The following is a 21,448-nucleotide window of genomic DNA, read 5'->3' on the forward strand; positions in this document are numbered from 1 at the left end:
CATAAGCGTTAGCGCCATCGGCACAACATTACACTAATGCCCCATAAATGGTGAGCAACGCAATAATCACCACCACCACAAACGAGGCCTTCTTCGCCATCGACACCGCCGCTTTGGGGGTTTCTACTTTGTCAGTATGCGGTTCGCGCGCCAGTGAGAACTGCGCCAGACGTGTGAGCACCTGATACTGCGAAGTATGCAGATCCGCCAGCGAGGCAAACCAGGCCGGCAACGCTTTCTCGCCATGCCCCAGTAATGCATAAACTACGCCCGCCAGACGTACCGGAATCCAGTCCAGCACATGAAGAATAGCGTCAATGCCGGATTGCAAACGTTGGTGCGGCGTCTGATAGCGCGCCAGCCAGGTCTGCCAGGCCCGTAAAAACGCATAGCCCACCAGCGTTACCGGCCCCCATGGACCGCCAACGATAAACCAAAATAGCGGTGCGAGGTAAAAACGGAAATTTATCCATAACAACGCATTTTGCAGCTCACGCAAAAATTCACGCTCATTACAATCCGGCGGCACGCCGTGAATCAGCGTAAGCTCGCTGGCCATCGCCTCGCAAGGATGCGGATCGTTACGGGACGCCGCTTTCAGCCAGGCGTGATAATGTACTCGCGCTTTGCCCGCGCCGATACACAGCACGCCCAGGAGAATCCACACCACCAGCGTCGGCACGTTAAATAGCAGCCCTTTTAACGCCTGGAGCAGTAGAAAAGTCACCACCATCGCGATCGCCGTCATTCCCATCGTGCGCAACATCGAAAAATGCGTAATCCGACGGAATAGCGCCTCCAGCCGATGATCGAGCTGCCAGTGCTCGCCCAGCTTAAACAGGCGCTCGACAATCAGCACCAGTAATGTCGTAAACAGCGTCATGTCATCTCCTTGTGCGACGAAAGGGCTACCAAAGCGCGAAAGCGCGGCCAGTCAAAGGCAGGGCCAGGGTCCGTTTTGCGGTCAGGCGCAATGTTGCAGTGTCCGGTCATATTGTCGGCGATCGCCGGATAGCAAGCGATAAGCGTGCGCGTCACGGCGGCTAGCTGCTGATACTGCGCATCGGTATAAGCCAGCGTATCCGTCCCCTCCAGCTCAATACCAATGGAGAAATCATTACAACGTTCCCGCCCCTGATAGTTTGACACGCCCGCATGCCACGCACGCTTATCAAAAGGCACATACTGGACGATTTCACCGTCGCGACGAATCAGACAATGGGCCGAAACACGAAGATGAGCGATTTCTGCAAAAAAAGGATGGGTGTCTGGATCTATCGTTCCGGTGAATAATGCATCGATCCACGGACCGCCAAACTCGCCGGGGGGCAGGCTAATATTATGCACCACCAGCAAGGACGGTTTTTCGTCATCCGGACGGCAATCATAATGCGGAGAAGGGACGCGTCGCGCCTCTACCAACCAACCCTTATCTGGCAACATGCAGAGTCTCCTTTTGAGTGGTGCTTATAGCTGCTTCAGAGTAGCATGTTTCTACCTTATGATTCGTTAGCAATTTGGAGTTTTATCATGCCGCCTCGCCGTTATAACCCAGACGACCGACGTGACGCGCTACTGGAACGCATTAATCTCGATATCCCTGCCGCCGTTGCTCAGGCGCTGCGTGAAGATTTAGGTGGAGAAGTCGATGCTGGCAACGATATCACCGCGCAACTTTTGCCGGCAGATACGCAAGCCCATGCCACGGTGATCACTCGTGAAGACGGCGTTTTCTGCGGCAAGCGCTGGGTTGAAGAGGTCTTCATCCAACTGGCGGGCGATGATGTGCGCCTCACCTGGCATGTCGATGACGGCGACGCCATTCACGCCAACCAAACAGTGTTTGAACTGAACGGCCCCGCTCGCGTATTGCTGACCGGCGAGCGCACGGCGCTAAACTTTGTCCAGACCCTTTCCGGCGTCGCCAGTGAAGTACGCCGCTACGTTGGACTGCTGGCTGGCACCCAAACCCAGTTGCTCGACACGCGTAAAACGCTGCCGGGTCTGCGCACCGCGCTCAAATATGCGGTTTTATGCGGCGGCGGCGCCAATCATCGTCTGGGCCTCACTGACGCGTTCCTGATTAAAGAAAACCATATCATCGCCTCCGGTTCTGTTCGTCAGGCGGTGGAAAAAGCGTTCTGGCTACATCCGGACGTGCCGGTAGAAGTCGAGGTCGAAAATCTGGATGAACTGGACGATGCGCTGAAAGCAGGCGCGGATATTATCATGCTGGATAATTTCAACACCGACCAGATGCGCGAGGCGGTGAAACGCGTCAACGGCCAGGCGCGGCTGGAAGTATCCGGCAACGTCACCGCGGAAACCTTACGCGAATTTGCTGAAACCGGAGTGGATTTCATCTCCGTTGGCGCGCTGACCAAGCACGTACGCGCGCTCGATCTCTCCATGCGTTTTCGCTGATCCTCTCCGCCCGATGGCGCTGCGCCGTCGGGTCTATAAATCACCTGTCCGTAGATCCGCGTCGTGATTCGGTAAAATATTCGTAGCGCCTCGCAATAACGTTGCCGTGTCATGTAACGCAGCGAAAATCTTCAGAATCCGCCTTCCCGTTTTACCTTTTGCCGCTCGCCTGCTCTTTCCTCGTTTGCCACAGTAGCGCCAGCTAACTCAAGGAGCGAACAATGGAAAAACAACGCGGTTTCACGCTTATCGAACTGATGGTCGTTATTGGCATCATCGCCATTTTAAGCGCCATTGGCATTCCGGCTTACCAGAACTATCTGCGTAAAGCGGCGCTGACGGATATGTTGCAAACGTTTGTCCCCTACCGTACCGCCGTCGAACTCTGCGCTCTGGAACATGGTGGGACGAGCACATGCGATGCGGGCGTCAACGGTATCCCCTCGCCCGCCATCACCCGTTATGTTTCGGGCATGAGCGTGGAAAAAGGCGTCATCACGCTTACCGGCCAGGAGAGTCTGAGCGGGCTTAACGTCATCATGACGCCCGCCTGGGACAATGCTAACGGCATTACCGGCTGGACGCGTAACTGCAATATTCAAAGCGACAGCGCGTTACAACAGGCTTGTGAAGATGTCTTCCGTTTTGACGCCAACTAAGGAGACAAGATGAAAGACGCTCAGCTCAACACCTTGTGTCAACGTCATCAGGCTGTACTGATCAATAGCGCCAGCAACAGTATCACTGTTGCGGTGGTCGACGCGCCCTCTCATGCGTTACTGGACGCTCTGCATTTCGCTACGCAAAAACAGATTGATATTGTGTGCTGGACTCGCCAGCAAATGGAAAATCATCGGCATAAGCCGGATCAGGCACCCTCGGCAAACGCCGCGAAAGGCGGAGAAACCGCGGCCCAGCTTCTCAATCAGACATTACGCTCGGCGATGGCGAAACGCGCCTCTGATATCCATCTCGAACCAGGCGCCAGCCGCTACCGAATAAGACTCCGCATCGACGGCGTTCTTCATATTCTGCAGGACATCGCCAAAGAGACGGGGCTTGCGCTGACGGCCAGATTGAAAGTCCTGGGAAATTTGGACATCGCTGAACATCGGCTGCCGCAGGACGGGCAATTTACCGTTGACCTGACGGGCGACAGCATCTCTTTTCGTATCGCCACGCTTCCCTGTAAAGAAGGCGAAAAAGTCGTCTTACGGTTGTTGCATCAGGTTGAACAAACGCTGGATCTGGACACGCTGGGCATGTACGGGGCACAACTTACCGCTTTTAGACAAGCCCTACAGCAACCTCAGGGGCTGGTACTGGTGACTGGCCCCACCGGTAGCGGAAAAACGGTCACGCTATACAGCGCGCTACAAACCCGGAATACGCCGGGTATCAACCTCTGTAGCGTTGAGGATCCGATAGAAATTCCACTGGATGGGATTAACCAGACGCAGGTCCATCCCCGCGCCGGGCTCACCTTTCAAAATGTGCTGCGCGCGCTTTTACGCCAGGACCCTGACATCATCATGGTAGGTGAAATTCGTGACGGCGACACCGCAGAAATCGCCATTAAGGCGGCACAAACGGGCCATCTGGTACTTTCAACGCTCCATACGAACTCCACCAGTGAAACCCTGATACGTTTGCAGCAAATGGGCGTAGCACGCTGGATGATCTCATCGGCGCTTACGCTGGTGGTAGCGCAACGCCTGGTAAGGAAGCTTTGCCCGCACTGCAAACAGCGTCTGAGCGATCCCGTGGTGCTATCGCCCAATCTTTGGCCCAGCGCGCTACCGCGCTGGCAGGCAAGCGGCTGTCAGCATTGCTACCACGGCTTTTATGGCCGAACCGCGTTATTCGAAGTGTTAACCGTTACCCCGGCATTACGTCAGTTAATTGCGAGCGGCGCATCGGCGCAAGCACTGGAAGCCCACCTCCAACAGACCGGTACAGGGACGCTTTTTGAAAATGGCTGTCGCGCCGTTGAACAAGGCATGACGTCCTTTGAAGAGATACTGCGCGTTCTGGGAATGCCCCATGAGCGTTAAACAGCTCTGGCGCTGGCAAGGCGTTAACGATAAAGGTCAACTGGAACAAGACGTTGTATGGGCGGACAATAGTCTGGCGCTGATCATCACCCTGCAACATCAGCGCATTATGCCGCTTCGCATCAAGCGCATGGGCGTTAACGCCGCACTGTGGAAAGAAGAGCAAAGCGCTGAAATTATTCATCAGTTGGCCACGCTCATTCATGCCGGGCTGACGCTTTCTGAAGGGCTGGAACTCCTTGCGCAACAGCATCCCCACCGACAATGGCAAGCGCTGTTGCGCACGCTGGCTCACGAGCTTGAACAGGGCGTCCCTTTTTCCAGCGCATTAGTCTCCTGGCCGCAGGTATTTCCGCCGCTCTACCAGACGATGATCCGCACCGGAGAACTGACCGGCAAACTGGCCGAATGCTGCTTTGAACTGGCCCGTCAGCAAAAAGCGCAACGGCAGATTACGGTTAGCGTGAAAAAGGCGCTGCGCTATCCCGCCATTATTCTGACAATGGCCGCCCTGGTCGTTTTCGCCATGCTGCACTTTGTTCTGCCGGAATTTGCCGCCATTTACCGTAGCTTCAATACCCCGCTCCCTCTTCTGACGCGCGGTATTATCGCGATAGCGCAATGGGGGGCGGCATGGGGTTGGCTCATCTTGTTCCTGACGATGCTCATTGCTATCGCTCACCGCAGGGTAAAACAAAAGCCGTCCTGGCAAGCGCAGCGGCAGCGTCTTCTGCTACGGCTTCCCGTTATGGGTCGCCTGATAAGAGGCCAGAAACTAGCGCAAATATTCACCGTACTGGCATTGACCCAAAGCGCAGGCATTCCTTTTCTTCAGGGACTGGAAAGCGCTATCGATAGCCTCGGCTGCCCTTACTGGTCACAGCGTTTAACGCAGGTACATCAGGAGATCGCCGCGGGCAATCCGGTCTGGTTGGCGCTAAAAAATACCCAGGAATTTAGTCCGCTATGCCTGCAACTGGTCAGAACGGGCGAAGCGTCCGGTTCACTCGATATCATGCTGCATAACCTTGCCCGTCACCACAGTGAAACTACGCTGGCGCTGGCCGATAATCTGGCGTCGCTGTTGGAACCGGCGTTATTGATCATCACCGGTTTAATTATCGGTACGCTGGTGGTGGCGATGTATTTGCCGATTTTTCATCTGGGAGACGCGATGAGCGGGATGGGATAAGGCTGGCGCACATTTACGCCAGCCAGAATATTAGAGGCTATTGAAAATGCGGTTTTCTTGTTCCTGCACCCGAATAAAGGTGGTGCGTTTGGTCAACTCTTTCAGGCGAGACGCGCCGACATAAGTGCAGGCTGAGCGTAGACCGCCCAGGATATCGCGGGCAGTATTGCCCACCGGCCCACGCAGCGGCAATTTAACCGTTTTACCTTCTGCCGCGCGGTATTTCGCAACGCCGCCGACATGACGGTTCATCGCAGATTCCGAACTCATGCCGTAGAACAGCATAAATTTCTCGCCGTTCTCTTCTACCACGCTGCCGCCGCTCTCTTCGTGCCCCGCCAGCATGCCGCCCAACATAACGAAATCCGCGCCGCCGCCAAAGGCTTTTGCTACGTCGCCTGGCATGGTGCAGCCGCCATCGCTGACGATCATGCCGCCCAGGCCATGCGCCGCGTCAGCACATTCGATAACCGCCGACAGTTGCGGATAACCAACGCCAGTTTTTACACGCGTCGTGCATACGGAGCCGGGACCAATTCCCACTTTCACGATATCGGCGCCGGAGAGGATAAGCTCTTCGCACATCTCGCCCGTTACCACATTGCCTGCGCAGATTGTTTTTGTCGGCCATGCTTCACGTGCTTTCGCGACGAACTGCACAAAATGTTCTGAATAGCCATTGGCTACATCAATACAGACAAAGTTCAGCGCAGGATTCAGCGCCAGAATCTGCACGGTTTTTTCGAAATCAGCATCAGAGGTCCCGGTGGAAACCATCACATGCTTCAGAACATCAGCCGAAGCCGTGTTGATAAAGGCTGCCCATTCTTCAACGGTATAATGTTTATGTACAGCAGTCAGAATATCAAACCCGGCCAATGCTTGCGCCATTTCAAACGTCCCGACGGTATCCATATTGGCCGCAATAATCGGTACGCCAGACCAGGTCTGACCTGAGTGTTTAAAGGTGAATTGACGTTCCAGTTCGACATCGGAACGGCTTTTGAGGGTAGAACGCTTAGGACGGATAAGAACGTCTTTGAAACCTAACTTCAGATCTTCTTCAATACGCATGTACGGATTCCTGGGGTTAATGGCGAAAAATCGAAACTCACAACTCCAGTGACGCTATCATACGCACTAATCATGGCCGTACAAGACTGCGAAATTCTCTTTTTTTACGTTACAATCCCATAAATTTACCTGGCGAATAGTAGGTTAATGCTCAGAGCGTATCGTCTTTGCATGCTTAAAATTTAACCTTTTGATTGTCAAACTAAAATTCCGGAAGCTGGAGATATGAGGTATACCGTAGCCTTAACCGGCGGTATTGGCAGCGGTAAAAGTACCGTCGCTGATGCCTTCGCTGACCTCGGAATAACCGTCATCGACGCGGATATTATCGCGCGCCAGATGGTTGAGCCAGGGCAGCCCGCCCTGAACGCAATAGCGGAACATTTTGGTTCTGAACTTATCGCCGCCGACGGCACGTTACGTCGCCGGGCGCTGCGTGAGCGTATTTTTTCGCATCCGGAAGAAAAAGCCTGGCTTAACGCTCTGCTTCATCCCTTAATTCAGCAGGAAACCCAACGACAGTTTCAACAGGCTACGTCGCCCTATGTGTTATGGGTTGTGCCTCTGCTGGTTGAAAACAGGCTGTATCAAAAAGCCAACCGCGTACTGGTGGTTGACGTGACGCCCGAAACGCAGCTCATACGCACAATGCAGCGTGATGATGTTACGCGCGAGCATGTTGAACACATTCTCGCTGCGCAGGCGACGCGTGAAGCGCGCCTTGCCGTGGCGGACGATGTTATTGATAATAACGGCGCACCGGATGCTATCGCATCAGATGTGGCCCGCCTGCACGCCAGTTATCTTAAGCTCGCGTCGCAGTTTGTCTCACAGGAAAAACCGTAATGCACACCCAGGTCCTATTTGAACACCCTCTCAATGAGAAGATGCGTACGTGGCTGCGCATAGAGTTTTTGATCCAACAGCTCTCCATCAACCTGCCAATTGCAGACCATGCTGGCGCACTGCATTTTTTCCGTAACATCAGCGATCTACTGGATGTGTTCGAACGGGGCGAAGTCCGTACCGAACTGCTGAAAGAACTGGAGCGCCAGCAGCGTAAATTACAGGCCTGGGTTGAGGTTCCCGGCGTCGATCAAGACCGTATTGAAGCCCTGCGCCAGCAGTTAAAATCCGCGGGCAGCGTGCTGATCTCCGCCCCGAGGATTGGCCAGCAGCTACGCGAAGATCGCTTGATTGCCCTTGTGCGTCAACGCTTAAGTATTCCTGGCGGCTGTTGCAGTTTCGATTTACCCACTCTGCATATCTGGCTGCACCTACAACAGGCGCAGCGCGACGCCCAGATTGAAAGCTGGCTTGCCAGCCTGAATCCCCTCACCCAGGCGCTGACGCTGGTGCTTGATCTGATCCGTAATTCAGCACCTTTCCGTAAGCAAACCAGCCTGAACGGTTTTTATCAGGATAACGGGGACGACGCCGATTTGCTGCGTCTTATGCTGACGCTCGATTCACAACTTTATCCGCAAATTTCCGGCCATAAGAGCCGTTTTGCTATTCGCTTTATGCCGCTGGATAGTGAAAATGGTCTGGTGCCGGAGCGTCTTGATTTTGAACTGGCCTGTTGCTAAGGAGTAAAAATGTCTGACGTGACCGTCGTAAACTGTCCGACCTGCGGTAAACCGGTCGTCTGGGGGGAAATTAGCCCCTTCCGCCCATTTTGTTCTAAACGCTGTCAGTTAATTGATTTGGGCGAATGGGCCGCCGAAGAGAAACGAATCGCCAGCAGCGGCGACCAGTCTGATAGCGACGACTGGAGCGAAGAGCGCTAACGGTGATGGCTCTGTTGAGACGGCAATATCGCCTTATGACAAAAATAATCAATAAATACGCGTAGTTTTGGCGCCATATGCGCGCGGCCGGGATAATACAAATAAAACCGGTCCGCCGCAGGCAGCCACTCGTCAAGTACGGAACACAACCGCCCATCCTGTAAGTCTTCGTGGACATCCTGTTCAAAAACATAGGTTAGCCCTGCCCCATCACGCGCGGCGGAGAGACGCAACGCTTTATCATTCACCATTAACGCGGCTTCCGGCGTAATTTCCAGCCGTTGCGCTCCGTGAACAAACTCCCACCGATATAGCCCGCTCTCACGCGTAAAACGATGGCAAAGGCAGCGGTGATTGATGAGTTCCTGAGGGTGCAGCGGCGTGCCAAAACGCGCAAGGTATGCAGGGGATGCTACGATCGCCGGGCGTAAAACATCACCGAGCGGAACGACATTCATATCAAGTTGTACCGCATCGCCAAAGCGAATACCGGCATCAAAGCGTTCGTTAATTAAATCCACAAAACCGTCATTCACATCGATATCCAGCCGAATATCGGGATAATCGCGCATGAAACCGGCGAGATTAGGTTGTAACAAAAGCGTAGCCGCCGTGCGCGGTACGGTCAGGCGTAATGTCCCTCCGGGTATATCGCGGCTCTGGCGGGCATGTTCCATCGCCTCATCAATATGGTTCAATGCGGGCCTGATACTGGCAAGAAAGGCATGTCCTGCTTCTGTCAAACCGACACGCCGGGTGGTTCGGTTCAACAATTTCACGCCAAGTTCATCCTCCAGTTGACGCATATTCTGACTTAACGCCGACGTGGAAATATGTAACTGCGCCGCTGCCCGCGTGAAGCTATGGTTTTCAGCAATCATGCAAAAAGCATGCAATATGGACATCACATCATGACGCATTATTAAGCCAGCCTTCATAAACCATGCTTATTCCCCCTATTTTTCATCTTATACGCCAGGTATAGACTGCCTGCCATGCACAAAATATCCTCATGGAGGTAGTATGCAATATCGTACATTAGGCGCAAACGGACCGCGAGTGTCAGCCATCGGACTGGGATGTATGGGCATGAGCGCATTTTACGGCGCTCATGACGACAGCACCTCAATTAAGACGCTACATTATGCGTTAGATCAGGGGGTAACACTGCTCGATACCGCAGATATGTATGGCCCTTATACCAATGAAAGGTTAGTCGGAAGAGCCATCGCCGATCGTCGCGATCGGGTATTTTTAGCGACGAAATTTGGTATCGTTCTCGACCCTGCTAACCCTATGGCGCGTGGCGTCAATGGCAGGCCGGAGTACGTTCGCCGTAGTTGTGAGCAAAGTCTGCAACGCCTGGGGGTCGATCATATCGATCTGTACTACCAACATCGCGTTGATCCATCAGTCCCCATAGAAGAGACTGTCGGTGCAATGGCGGACCTGGTGCGCGAGGGAAAAGTGCGTTATCTCGGGCTATCCGAAGCATCAACGCAAACGCTGGAACGCGCCCATAACGTTCACCCTATTACCGCGCTGCAAAGTGAGTATTCGCTTTGGTCCCGCGAAGCGGAAATTTCAGCACTTTCCACCTGTGAACGGTTGGGTATAGGATTCGTCGCTTACAGCCCGCTGGGACGCGGATTTCTGACCGGTACGATTAAAACGCCAGAAGATTTTGCTGCGAATGACTTCCGTCGCACAAATCCCAGGTTCATGGGTGAGAACTTCTCGCGCAATTTACGTCTGGCTGAAGCAATAAAACAAATGGCACGCGAAAAAGAGTGTACCCCCGCACAATTAGCGCTGGCCTGGCTGCTGGCCCGCAACAGGCACATCGTTCCCATTCCCGGCACCCGCCACTGCGCCAGGGTGGATGAAAACCTCGGCGCGTTATCACTGACCCTAAGCCCGCAGGAGCTGGCGGCAATTGAGGCGGTTTTTCCTCACGACGCCGCGGCCGGCCCCCGCTACTGGCCGGAAATTATGTCGACATTAAATCGCTAATAAGATCGATGGGGATCGTGTTGCGATCCCCCACTAAGGCGCAAATTGGCGTAATTTACGAATAATCGGTTCATTGGCCGGCGGAAAATCGTCCGTATTCAACGCGTTTTGCGCGATCCACCGTCCCGGCTGTCCTTCTTTCCCCCACGGTTCGCCCTCCCAGCGTTCAACCAGCCAAAACCACAGCGTAATGTGTCTATCCGGGAATTGATATTCCAGAGTGTCGAATAATGTCACCTGTGTTGGCGTAATCCCCACCTCTTCCTGTAGCTCCCGGATCAACGCCTGCTCTGGTGTTTCGTCGGCTTCAATTTTTCCGCCGGGAAATTCCAGCTTGTTCGCCATATGCGCATCAGCGGCGCGTCGGGTAATAAAAATTTCGTCGTTCGGGTTGCGGATAATCCCAACCGCGATTTGCAGTTTTTTCATCTTGTTGCATCCATAAAAAAGGCGCAGTCGCCTGCGCCTTTTTATCTGTGTTCAATGCCAGGCCGAATAAGCGTAGCGCCCTTCGGCAATAATGCCAGCACCGACCTGATGGCAACACATTATGTCTTATCAGGCCGGTAAGTTTATCGCATTAGCTCAGGCGGCCGTGACACTGTTTGTATTTCTTACCGGAACCACAAGGGCAAGGATCGTTACGTCCAATCTTACGTTCGCCGGTTTGGGCGGCCAGATCGGCAGCCACGGCGGTATCGTCATCCTGATGGCTTAGCTGCTGCATCTGCGCCAGGCGCTCCGCCTCTTCGCGACGCTGCATTTCCATCGCTTCGACCTCTTCCGGCATACGTACCTGGACTTTGCTCAGGGTACTGATCACTTCATATTTCAGCGATTCCAGCATCGCGGCGAACATAGCGAAGGATTCGCGCTTGTATTCCTGCTTCGGATCTTTTTGCGCATAGCCGCGCAGATGAATACCCTGACGCAGGTAATCCATCGCCGCCAGGTGCTCTTTCCACAGGGAATCGAGCGTTTGCAGCATCACGCCTTTTTCGAAATGACGCATCATTTCAGCGCCAACCACCTCTTCTTTACGCTGATACACCTCGATGGACTGCGCCAGGATGCGCTCACGCAGCGTCTCCTCATGCAGCTCCGGCTCTTTATCCAGCCATTCGGCAATCGGCATCTCCAGGTCGAAGTCGTTTTTCAGGCGTTCCTGCAAACCCGGGATGTCCCACATCTCTTCCAGCGACTGCGGCGGAATGTAGGCGTCGATAGTCGCCTTAAAGACATCTTCGCGAATGCTGTTAATGGTGTCGCTCACGTCAGACACATCCAGCAGTTCGTTACGCTGGGTATAAATTGCACGGCGCTGATCGTTCGCCACATCATCATATTCCAGCAGTTGCTTACGAATATCGAAGTTACGGCTTTCTACTTTACGCTGCGCGTTAGCGATAGCTTTCGTCACCCACGGGTGCTCAATCGCTTCGCCCGGCTTCATCCCCAGTTTACGCATCATACCGGAGACACGATCGGAGGCGAAAATACGCATCAGCGCATCTTCCATCGACAGGTAGAAACGGGAAGAACCCGGATCGCCCTGGCGACCGGAACGGCCACGCAGCTGGTTGTCGATACGGCGGGATTCATGGCGCTCGGTGCCAATGATATGCAGACCGCCGGCAGCCAGAACCGCGTCATGGCGTACCTGCCAGTCCGCTTTAATCTGCGCAATCTGTTCTTCCGTCGGCGCTTCCAGCGCGGCGACTTCCGCCTGCCAGCTACCGCCCAGCATAATATCGGTACCACGACCCGCCATGTTGGTAGCGATAGTGACCGCCGCTGGATAACCAGCCTGCGCAACGATGCCTGCTTCGTTGGCGTGGAATTTTGCGTTCAGTACGTTATGTTTGATGCCCGCTTTGGTCAGCTCTCTGGAGACCACTTCAGATTTCTCGATAGAAATCGTCCCGACCAGCACTGGCTGACCGTTCGCGGTACGCTCTTTAATATCTTCGATAATGGCCTGGATTTTTTCCGCTTCGGTCATGTAGACCAGATCCGGCAAATCTTTACGGATCATCGGACGGTTGGTCGGAACAACGACGGTGTCCAGCTTATAGATAGAACTAAATTCGAAGGCTTCAGTATCCGCCGTACCGGTCATACCGGCCAGCTTTTCATACAGACGGAAGTAGTTCTGGAAGGTAATAGACGCCAGCGTCTGGTTTTCATTCTGAATTTCAACGCCTTCTTTCGCTTCTACCGCCTGGTGCAGACCGTCAGACCAGCGACGCCCCTGCATGGTACGACCGGTATGTTCATCAACAATGATGACTTCGCCGTCTTTCACAATGTAATCCACGTCACGGGTAAACAGCGCGTGCGCGCGCAGCGCGGCGGTGACGTGATGCATCAACATAATATTGCCAGGCGAGTAGAGCGACTCGCCTTCATCCATAATGCCTTCTTGCACCAGTAGCTCTTCGATCAGCACCAGACCGCGTTCGGTCAGGTTAACCTGGCGCGCTTTCTCATCAACGGAGAAGTGGCCTTCGCCCTGGAAAGTGTCAGAATCTTCTTTCTCCTGACGAATCAGGTGCGGAATGATTTTGTTCACTTTTTTGTACATTTCCGAGCTATCTTCCGCCGGGCCGGAAATAATCAGCGGCGTACGCGCTTCATCGATCAGGATGGAGTCAACCTCATCCACCAGCGCATAATGCAGTTTACGCTGCACGCGCTCTTCCGGGCTGAACGCCATGTTGTCGCGCAGGTAGTCAAAACCGTATTCGTTGTTAGTGCCGTAAGTGATGTCGGCAGCGTAAGCTTCACGTTTGGCTGGCGCAGGCATACCTGGCAGGTTGATACCAACGGACATACCGAGGAATTCGAATAGCGGACGGTTGTTTTCGGCGTCACGCTGCGCCAGATAGTCGTTCACGGTTACCACATGAACGCCTTTGCCGGACAGCGCGTTCAGGTAGGCTGGCAGCGTTGCGGTCAGCGTTTTACCTTCACCAGTACGCATTTCGGCGATACAGCGATCGTTGAGCACCATACCACCCAATAGCTGAACGTCGAAGTGACGCATCCCAAAGACGCGTTTACTGGCTTCACGCACCACCGCGAACGCTTCCGGAATCAGGCTCTCTACACTTTCGCCTTTTTCAATACGGGCGCGAAATTCGTTGGTTTTCGCTTTCAGTTCGTCATCGGAGAGTTTTTCCATCTCCGGTTCCATCGCATTAATAAGGCTGACGGCCTTACGCATACGACGCAGCGTACGATCGTTACGGCTACCGAATACTTTGGTTAATAATTTGATTAGCATAATAAAGTCTCAAATGCCCCGCGCCGCGGAGCTACAAATAAAGTAAAAGGGTCTTTTTTCGTTAGCTGAGACGTTGCGGACCGGCGCGGATACCCTGCGCCTGACTTATCCAGGCCGGGATGCTAAATGCGGTTTGTGGCGCAAAATACGCCAGGGAGAGGCGGCGAACAATCGCCGGCGGCGTGCCCTCCTGCGTGAGCATCGCGCTGAGCGTATTCAGTAAGGCGATATGATGCGCCTGTAATGGCGACGGCGCGTCGGCAACGGGCAGCGTTTGCGGCGCCATTGCAAAAGAAAGGTGGCGAATCACCGTGCGAATAGCGTGCTGATGCCAGTAATCTACGGTGAAATTGGGACGACGGTTAGAGGCTTCTAACAGCGCAAGATGGCTAAAGTTAACTTTAGACGCGGTGCTGGCGGTCGTCCTTGCAGGCGTATTGGTTTCAGCGGCGTTACTGAGCGCGGGCAAACCAAAACTCGCCGCGACCATCCCTAATAAGAGATGCGGCCAGAAGTATCGTCTGCCTAACTGTCGCCAGCGCGTCAGTATTCCACTCACGTCATTGCCACCTGATATGCCCCTCATGGGCTTACGGAATCAAAACAATTTGCGCACAAATCTTATCATTAAAGCGTACGCGCTACAGCAGTAATGACGAGAAGCTAAGGTGAAAATCGGCTAAGAAAACAGCGAACGCGCCGTGTTTCCATTTAACCCTGTCAAAATGGCTGTATTAAGGAAAGCGCAGATAAAGGATAGTAAAAAAAACGACTGGCTCGCCTGGCCGGAGAGAGTGCCAGGTTAACCAGTCGAATTTTATACGACAGCGTATGTCGTTATGCCAGTACCGTCGAAGGCGCTTTGAAAGCCAACGGCAGTTCTGCGTCGTCCTGGAAGGTCACAAATTCCCAGGCTTCCTGTTTTGCCAGGACTGCCTGTAACAATTTGTTATTCAATGCGTGACCGGATTTATACGCGGTAAACGCACCAATAATATTGTGACCACACATGAACAAGTCACCGATCGCGTCGAGCATTTTGTGACGAACGAATTCATCTTCAAAACGCAGGCCGTCTTCGTTCAATACGCGATAATCGTCAACAACGATGGCACAATCGAAGCTGCCGCCCAGGCACAGGCCGCGGGACTGCAGATATTCGATATCACGCATAAAACCGAAGGTACGCGCACGGCTGATCTGGCGCATGAACGCATCCGCAGAGAAGTTCATCGCGTAGCGCTGGCTGCTGGAATCGATCGCCGGATGGTTAAAGTCGATGGTGAAATCCAACGTAAAACCATTGTACGGTCTGAATTCAGCCCATTTATCGCCATCTTCAACCCGAACAGTCTCTTTGATGCGTACGAATTTTTTGGCGCAGTTCAGTTCATCAATACCGGCGTCAAGCAGCAGGTAGACAAACGGAGCGGCACTGCCATCCATGATCGGGATTTCCGGGGCATTAACCTCAATAACGATGTTATCGATACCTAAGCCCGCCAGAGCAGCGTTCAGGTGCTCAACGGTTGAAATCCGTACATCATGCTCATTCACCAGACACGTACAGAGCATGGTATCACGCACAGATTTGGCATCGGCCGGGAAATCTACCGGTGGATTCAAGTCGGTGCGACGATAGATGACCCCGGTATTGGCCGGCGCAGGGCGTAATGTCAGGGTGACTTTTTTGCCGGTGTGTAAACCGACGCCAGTCGCCTGAACGATACGTTTAAGTGTCCTTTGTTTGATCATCGTATAATCTCGCCAAATTACCTATCCAACCGAAGTGTACTATACATTCGGCGGGCCAGTTTAGCACAAAGAGCCCAGAATCCCAAATTCCAGCTAATTCTTAATCAGCTTGCTTACGCAGGAATGCGGGGATATCCAGATAATCCGGCTCTTTCGCCGCCTGTGGTGTATTGTCGTTAACCACTTTCGCGACCGTTTTTTGCTCCTGCGTCAGCGGCGCCATACCGTGCTGCTGATAACGATCCAACACCGGCTGCTGCACCTGTTTATTGGTGACCAGAGTGATTTCCGGACGTTTGTCCATACCAATACCGGTCGCCACTACCGTCACGCGCAGTTCATCATTCATATCCGGGTCCAGAGAGGTACCGATAACCACGGTGGCGTTATCCGATGCAAAGGCACGGATGGTGTTACCGACGGTTTCGAACTCATCCAGACGCAGGTCGAAGCCCGCAGTAATGTTGACCAACACGCCGCGCGCGCCGGACAGGTCGATATCTTCCAGCAGCGGAGAAGAAATAGCCATTTCAGCCGCTTCTTCCGCACGGTCTTCACCGCTCGCCACGCCGGAGCCCATCATTGCGTAGCCCATTTCAGACATCACGGTACGCACGTCAGCAAAGTCGACGTTCATCAGGCCCGGGCGGGTGATCAGCTCTGCGATACCCTGAACCGCGCCTTTCAGCACGTCGTTAGCCGCGCCGAACGCGTCGAGCAGGGAGATACCACGGCCCAGCACTTTCAGCAGCTTGTCGTTCGGGATGGTGATCAACGAGTCCACATGTTTGGACAGTTCTGTGATACCCTGCTCCGCAAATGCCATGCGCTTTTTGCCTTCAAAATTGAAAGGCTTAGTCACCACGGCAACGGTCAGAATACCTAAATCTTTTGCCACTTCAGCAACCACTGGTGCCGCGCCGGTTCCGGTACCGCCGCCCATGCCTGCCGCGATAAATACCATGTCTGCGCCTTCAAGCGCCGCACGCAGCGCTTCACGGTCTTCGTCCGCCGCGTTACGACCGACTTCCGGGTTAGCGCCGGCGCCCAGACCTTTGGTAATGCCGCTACCAATTTGAATGGTCTGGCCAACCGCCGTTTTACGCAACGCCTGAGCGTCGGTATTCACCGCGAAGAATTCAACACCTTCGATGCGCTCGCGCACCATGTGTTCAACAGCGTTACCGCCGCCACCACCGACGCCGATGACTTTAATCACCGCGTCGTTGGTTAGTTCCATAGGTTCAAACATAATCTCTCTCCGTCATGTGCCTGTCGCCTGAGGCCGTAATATCTGGCGGCCTCATAAAAATTAAAACTCTTTTCGCAGCCAGCTATTAAGTCGCTTGATCCACGAGCCAACTGATGCCGTAACACGTTTTTCCACTTCTGCTTCACCGTTTAAGTGGGACTCTTTCCCGTAGTGAAGCAATCCCACCGCCGTTGAGTAATACGGCTCCTGGGCATAATCCGTCAGACCGGTGATATTCAGCGGCGCGCCGATACGCACCTGCGTATGAAACACGCGCTGAGCGCAAGCAGCAAGCCCTTCGATTTGCGCCGCGCCGCCGGTTAACACAATCCCCGCCGCCAGGTGATGTTTTACCCCTTGTTGGCGAAGCTGTTCCTGTAATTGCAATATCTCTTCGTTGACCAGATTGAGCAGCTCGGTGTAACGCGGCTCAATCACTTCCGCCAGCGTCTGACGTTGCAGGCTGCGCGGCGGACGCCCGCCTACGCTTGGTACTTCAACGCTTTCGTCTTTACCGACGATGGAACCCAGCGCGCAACCGTGGCGGACTTTAATGGCTTCAGCATCGCTCGGCGGCGTACCAAAGGCATAAGCGATATCGCTGGTCACCACGTTCCCCGCGTAAGGGATCACTTTGGTATGACGCAGCGCGCCGCCAGTATAAACGGCGATATCCATTGTACCACCGCCGATATCCACGACACAGACGCCCAGTTCACGTTCATCTTCCGTTAACACGGAATAACTGGCCGCCAGTCCGGCAAATATCAGTTGGTCAACTTTCAGACCACAACGTTCAACAGCTTTGACAATGTTTTTTGCCATATCGTTGTGGCAGGTAATCAAATGTACTTTCGCCTGCATACGCACGCCGGAAAGACCGACCGGATTTTTAATGCCTTCCTGGTAGTCAATGGCGTACTCCTGAGGAATCACATGCAGCACGCGATGTTCATCGCGCACGCGCACTGACTTCGCAGTATGCACGACGTTTTCCACATCTTCCTGCGTCACTTCCTCTTCGGAAATGGGCACCATACCAATTTCATTCTGACAGCTAATATGTTTGCCGGAAAGCGCCAGATATACCGAGGAGATCTGGCAATCGGCCATCAATTCCGCCTGGTCAATGGCGCGCTGAACGCATTTCACCACTGACTCAAGGTCATTCACCCCGCCTTTATCCATACCCCGCGATGGGCAACTGCCCACGCCAATGATATTGACCATACCGTCGGGCAGAACTTCCCCTACTAAAGCGGCAACCTTCGCGGTGCCAATCTCCAGTCCTACTACCAGTTTTCTGTCCGTCGCCTTGATCATTGTTGTTCTGCCTGTGCCTGATTCTGTTGCTGATTAGATTCCTCAGGGGGGAGCGGCGCCCAGCCAACTGCCGCACCTGAGTCATAACGCAAATCAACGTAGCTAATCCGTTTGCCATCGGTTTGCGCCTGCTGCTGTAAAACCGGATAGAGTTCTACAAAGCGAGCCAACCTTTTCATCGTATCGCCCCTGCCGAGATTGAGCTTAATGCCGTTATTAAGCGTCAATTGCCAGGAGCGACGTGCGGTCATCGCCGCTTCCTTTAGAGTGAATTTATCCTTAGCCAGCACCTGCCCCATCTCGCGGTATCCCTGCAACACTTCACTCGCGCTGCCTTCCGGGCCATACAACATGGGTAAAACCTGTTTGCCGATGCGGTCTGACGGCACGCTGAAGGTGTTCCCTTCAGCATCGACCATATGTTGATCATTCCAACGCGCAATCGGCACATATTCAACCAGATGAATCTTCAATTCATCAGGCCACTGTTTTCTGACGCTGGCCTGTTTAATCCACGGCAAACGCTCAATCTGGCTCTGGATAATGTTCACATCCTGCGTCATGAAGGTTCCCGGCGCGCCCAGAGCCAGTATCGCCTGACGGATATCATCGTTACGCGTGTAGTGACGCTCGCCGGTTAATACCAGCTTTGATAACGGTAAACGCTGCGCATCTTCCATCCACCCTAACACGACCCACCCGCTAACAAACACGGTGCACAGTACCGTCAGCAGGAATAAAATTCCTGCAAGACGCGTTCCATTATTGCGGCGTGAAGAAGGCGTCTCTTCATCACTGTTTCGCGTGTTCAGCGCAGCCTGCGACATATCAGTCCGCCAACTCCAGAATTCGTACCACTAACTGCGAGAAGCTCATTCCCGCCTGACGCGCCGCCATCGGCACCAGACTATGGCTGGTCATCCCCGGAGAAGTATTGGCTTCCAGCAGATAAAACTGACCATCGCTGTCCAGCATGACGTCAATACGCCCCCATCCCGTGCAGCCTAAAGCTTTCCATGCCTGCAGGACGAGAGACTGTAGCGCGGCTTCCTGGGACGCTTCTAAACCGGCAGGACAGAAATACTGAGTCTCATCAGAGAGATACTTCGCCTCATAATCATAGAAGGTTCCTGCCGGTTGGATACGAATTGACGGTAAAATTTCTTCGCCAACTATCGCCACCGTAAATTCCGGACCGCACAGCCATTTCTCAATCAGTATTTCGTCATCATGCTGAAAAGCCAATGATAACGCACCCTGTAAAGCATTTTCTTCTACTACTTTCGTCATACCGACGCTGGAGCCTTCACGGCTGGGTTTGACGATCAGCGGTAAACCCAGCGCCGAAATTCGCGCTTTTTGTTCTTCGCTAAGGCCTTTTTCAAACTCAGCGCGCGTCAGCGCGACCCACGGCGCAACCGGTAAGCCTGCGCCCTGCCACAGCAATTTACTGCGCAGTTTATCCATGGAAAGCGCCGAGGCCATCACGCCGCTGCCGGTATAAGGCAGGCCGAGCAGTTCAAGCATTCCCTGTAAGGTGCCATCTTCACCGCCACGGCCATGCAACGCAATAAAGACCTTCTGAAAGCCCATTGCTTTAAGCTGCGCGACATCGACCTCTTGCGGATCGACGGGATACGCATCAATGCCGCCTTCACGTAGCCCGGCCAACACTGCCGCGCCGGAATTTAACGAAACGTCCCGCTCCGCAGAGGTTCCGCCCAACAGGACCGCGATTTTATCAGCCATGTTGCTCTTCCTCCTGGATTTGCGGCTTCAGCTTGATTTCAGATAAGTAACGCGCAATTTTGCCAACATTTCCTGCGCCTTGCACTAATATCAAGTCGTTACCCGTCAGCACCGGCGCTAACATTGTCGCAACCTGAGCCGGATCGGAAACCAGAATCGGGTCAATTTTTCCCCGATTACGAATCGTACGACATAAAGAACGGCTATCCGCGCCCGGAATCGGCGCTTCGCCCGCCGGGTAAACGTCCAGCATCAGCAGCGCATCGACCTGGGTCAGCACATTGGCGAAATCGTCATACAGATCGCGCGTGCGCGTGTAACGGTGCGGCTGAAACAGCATCACCAGGTTTTTATCCGGCCACCCTGCTCGCGCAGCTTTAATGGTGGCGTCTACTTCAGTCGGATGATGGCCATAATCATCCACCAGCATCGCCGTCCCGGCTTTACCATTCACCGGCTCAAGCGGGAACTCGCCGAGGAAGTCAAAACGACGCCCGGTCCCCTGGAAGCTTTCCAGCGCGCGCAGGATAGCGTCATCGGCGATGCCTTCTTCGGTCGCTACCGCCACTGCCGCAGCGGCATTCAGGGCATTGTGGCGACCCGGCGCATTCAACGTGACATGCAGATCCGGCATTCCCTGGCGCAACAGCGTAAAGTGCCCCTGCGGCCCTATCTGCTGATAATCTTCTACGCGGACGTCAGCATCCTCGCTAAAGCCATACGTCGTGGTCTGACGCCCCACCCGCGGCAGCAACTCGCGGATGACCGGATCGTCGACGCACATTACCGCGCGACCGTAGAACGGCAGGTTATGCAGGAAGTTAATAAACGTCTGCTTTAAATTTTCAAAGTCGCCATGATAGGTATCCATATGGTCGGCTTCGATGTTGGTGACGATCGCGACCATCGGCTGCAAATGCAGGAAGGACGCGTCGCTCTCATCTGCCTCGGCAATCAGGTAACGACTATGGCCCAGACGCGCATGAACGCCTGCGGCTTTCACCAGACCGCCATTCACAAAAGTCGGGTCCAGCCCCGCTTCGGCATAAATACTGGACACCATCGCGGTCGTTGTGGTTTTTCCGTGCGTCCCGGCAATGGCGATGCCGTGGCGAAAACGCATCAGTTCCGCCAGCATTTCCGCACGGCGAATAACCGGAATACGCGCTTCATGCGCCGCGACAATTTCCGGGTTATCCGCGGAAATTGCGCTGGAAACGACGACCACGCTGGCATCACGCACATTTTCCGGACGATGGTTAAAGAAAATCGTCGCCCCCAGGCTCGTCAACTGCTGGGTCACCGGATTCGGCGCTAAATCGGAACCACTGATCTGATACCCTTCATTGGCCAGAACTTCGGCAATACCGCCCATACCAGCACCACCGATGCCGACAAAGTGAATGTGCCGAACGCGACGCATTTCGGGCACGATGGAACGCAGTTTTGCCAGTTGTTGTGTATTCATTCTTTACGCCATTAACTCCAATACCCGCCATACTTCAAATTGCAGATGCGTTGGCTTGCCTGCAACCC

The 21,448-nt window shown here is 54.0% G+C and carries 21 protein-coding genes; 8 read left to right on the top strand and 13 right to left on the bottom strand.

What is annotated here, in order from left to right; all coding sequences use genetic code 11:
* Nucleotides 1-28: 28 nt before the first annotated feature.
* Both ampE and ampD read right to left on the bottom strand, forming a co-directional pair.
* A complete protein-coding gene (gene ampE / locus EOS98_RS18480) occupies nucleotides 29-883 on the bottom strand; it encodes a beta-lactamase regulator AmpE (protein ID WP_000172035.1) in 855 nt (284 codons plus the stop codon).
* On the bottom strand, nucleotides 880-1,443 hold the full coding sequence (gene ampD / locus EOS98_RS18485) for a 1,6-anhydro-N-acetylmuramyl-L-alanine amidase AmpD (protein ID WP_079953725.1): 564 nt from the start codon (nucleotides 1,441-1,443) through the stop codon (nucleotides 880-882). Before ampD ends, ampE begins: the two co-directional genes overlap by 4 nt.
* 87 nt (nucleotides 1,444-1,530) lie before the next feature.
* Here ampD and nadC point away from each other — a divergent pair, with 87 nt between their 5' ends.
* From nadC to hofC, 4 genes are all read left to right on the top strand, one after another.
* Nucleotides 1,531-2,424 carry a carboxylating nicotinate-nucleotide diphosphorylase gene (nadC, locus tag EOS98_RS18490; RefSeq protein ID WP_001135136.1) on the top strand — a complete coding sequence of 298 codons (894 nt, stop codon included), beginning with the start codon at nucleotides 1,531-1,533 and terminating at the stop codon, nucleotides 2,422-2,424.
* Nucleotides 2,425-2,645: 221 nt separating this feature from the next.
* Nucleotides 2,646-3,083: a prepilin peptidase-dependent pilin gene (ppdD, locus tag EOS98_RS18500; RefSeq protein ID WP_126524280.1), complete on the top strand. Its 438-nt coding sequence runs from the start codon at nucleotides 2,646-2,648 to the stop codon at nucleotides 3,081-3,083.
* Nucleotides 3,084-3,092: 9 nt separating this feature from the next.
* Complete coding sequence (gspE, locus tag EOS98_RS18505; protein ID WP_126524281.1) at nucleotides 3,093-4,478, top strand: type II secretion system protein GspE; 1,386 nt, start codon at nucleotides 3,093-3,095, stop codon at nucleotides 4,476-4,478.
* A complete protein-coding gene (gene hofC / locus EOS98_RS18510; RefSeq protein ID WP_127821195.1) occupies nucleotides 4,468-5,670 on the top strand; it encodes a protein transport protein HofC in 1,203 nt (400 codons plus the stop codon). Before gspE ends, hofC begins: the two co-directional genes overlap by 11 nt.
* A 30-nt stretch (nucleotides 5,671-5,700) precedes the next feature.
* Here the strand turns inward: hofC and EOS98_RS18515 are convergent, their stop codons facing one another.
* Nucleotides 5,701-6,744, bottom strand: a complete 1,044-nt coding sequence (locus tag EOS98_RS18515; protein WP_001217365.1) for a GMP reductase — start codon at nucleotides 6,742-6,744, stop codon at nucleotides 5,701-5,703.
* 225 nt (nucleotides 6,745-6,969) lie between these two features.
* On the opposite strand from EOS98_RS18515, the gene coaE reads away from it, so the two are divergent.
* The 3 genes from coaE to yacG are packed head-to-tail and all read left to right on the top strand — an operon-like array spanning nucleotide 6,970 to nucleotide 8,534.
* Complete coding sequence (coaE, locus tag EOS98_RS18520) at nucleotides 6,970-7,590, top strand: dephospho-CoA kinase (RefSeq protein WP_001270913.1); 621 nt, start codon at nucleotides 6,970-6,972, stop codon at nucleotides 7,588-7,590.
* Nucleotides 7,590-8,333, top strand: a complete 744-nt coding sequence (zapD, locus tag EOS98_RS18525; protein ID WP_000557441.1) for a cell division protein ZapD — start codon at nucleotides 7,590-7,592, stop codon at nucleotides 8,331-8,333. Before coaE ends, zapD begins: the two co-directional genes overlap by 1 nt.
* 9 nt (nucleotides 8,334-8,342) lie before the next feature.
* Complete coding sequence (gene yacG, locus EOS98_RS18530) at nucleotides 8,343-8,534, top strand: DNA gyrase inhibitor YacG (RefSeq protein ID WP_001286419.1); 192 nt, start codon at nucleotides 8,343-8,345, stop codon at nucleotides 8,532-8,534.
* On the opposite strand, the gene EOS98_RS18535 is transcribed toward yacG, so the two are convergent.
* Nucleotides 8,531-9,472 (bottom strand): LysR family transcriptional regulator, encoded by a 942-nt coding sequence (locus EOS98_RS18535; protein ID WP_023250216.1) that lies wholly within the window; start codon nucleotides 9,470-9,472, stop codon nucleotides 8,531-8,533. The genes yacG and EOS98_RS18535 overlap by 4 nt on opposite strands.
* An 85-nt stretch (nucleotides 9,473-9,557) precedes the next feature.
* On the opposite strand from EOS98_RS18535, the gene EOS98_RS18540 reads away from it, so the two are divergent.
* Nucleotides 9,558-10,547 (top strand): aldo/keto reductase, encoded by a 990-nt coding sequence (locus EOS98_RS18540; protein ID WP_001200034.1) that lies wholly within the window; start codon nucleotides 9,558-9,560, stop codon nucleotides 10,545-10,547.
* 33 nt (nucleotides 10,548-10,580) lie between these two features.
* On the opposite strand, the gene mutT is transcribed toward EOS98_RS18540, so the two are convergent.
* From mutT to murC, 9 genes are all read right to left on the bottom strand, one after another.
* On the bottom strand, nucleotides 10,581-10,976 hold the full coding sequence (mutT, locus tag EOS98_RS18545; RefSeq protein ID WP_000736058.1) for an 8-oxo-dGTP diphosphatase MutT: 396 nt from the start codon (nucleotides 10,974-10,976) through the stop codon (nucleotides 10,581-10,583).
* Between the two features lie 151 nt (nucleotides 10,977-11,127).
* Nucleotides 11,128-13,833, bottom strand: coding sequence for a preprotein translocase subunit SecA (gene secA / locus EOS98_RS18550; RefSeq protein WP_000905757.1), 2,706 nt, complete (start codon nucleotides 13,831-13,833; stop codon nucleotides 11,128-11,130).
* Nucleotides 13,834-13,894: 61 nt separating this feature from the next.
* Nucleotides 13,895-14,392 (bottom strand): secA translation cis-regulator SecM, encoded by a 498-nt coding sequence (gene secM, locus EOS98_RS18555; protein WP_000014336.1) that lies wholly within the window; start codon nucleotides 14,390-14,392, stop codon nucleotides 13,895-13,897.
* A gap of 278 nt (nucleotides 14,393-14,670) precedes the next feature.
* The gene (gene lpxC, locus EOS98_RS18560; protein ID WP_000595487.1) at nucleotides 14,671-15,588 is read right to left on the bottom strand and encodes a UDP-3-O-acyl-N-acetylglucosamine deacetylase; all 918 of its coding nucleotides are present in this window, start codon (nucleotides 15,586-15,588) and stop codon (nucleotides 14,671-14,673) included.
* Between the two features lie 100 nt (nucleotides 15,589-15,688).
* On the bottom strand, nucleotides 15,689-16,840 hold the full coding sequence (ftsZ, locus tag EOS98_RS18565) for a cell division protein FtsZ (RefSeq protein ID WP_000462785.1): 1,152 nt from the start codon (nucleotides 16,838-16,840) through the stop codon (nucleotides 15,689-15,691).
* Between the two features lie 60 nt (nucleotides 16,841-16,900).
* Nucleotides 16,901-18,163, bottom strand: coding sequence for a cell division protein FtsA (gene ftsA / locus EOS98_RS18570; protein WP_000588463.1), 1,263 nt, complete (start codon nucleotides 18,161-18,163; stop codon nucleotides 16,901-16,903).
* Nucleotides 18,160-18,990, bottom strand: a complete 831-nt coding sequence (ftsQ, locus tag EOS98_RS18575; RefSeq protein WP_000075728.1) for a cell division protein FtsQ — start codon at nucleotides 18,988-18,990, stop codon at nucleotides 18,160-18,162. Before ftsQ ends, ftsA begins: the two co-directional genes overlap by 4 nt.
* A 1-nt stretch (nucleotide 18,991) precedes the next feature.
* A complete protein-coding gene (locus tag EOS98_RS18580) occupies nucleotides 18,992-19,912 on the bottom strand; it encodes a D-alanine--D-alanine ligase (RefSeq protein ID WP_000763903.1) in 921 nt (306 codons plus the stop codon).
* Complete coding sequence (gene murC, locus EOS98_RS18585) at nucleotides 19,905-21,380, bottom strand: UDP-N-acetylmuramate--L-alanine ligase (RefSeq protein WP_001096070.1); 1,476 nt, start codon at nucleotides 21,378-21,380, stop codon at nucleotides 19,905-19,907. The genes EOS98_RS18580 and murC overlap by 8 nt, the downstream gene beginning before the upstream one ends.
* Nucleotides 21,381-21,448: the final 68 nt, after the last annotated feature.

The organism is Salmonella sp. SSDFZ69 (genome assembly GCF_004010755.1).
Classification (GTDB): domain Bacteria; phylum Pseudomonadota; class Gammaproteobacteria; order Enterobacterales; family Enterobacteriaceae; genus Salmonella; species Salmonella enterica.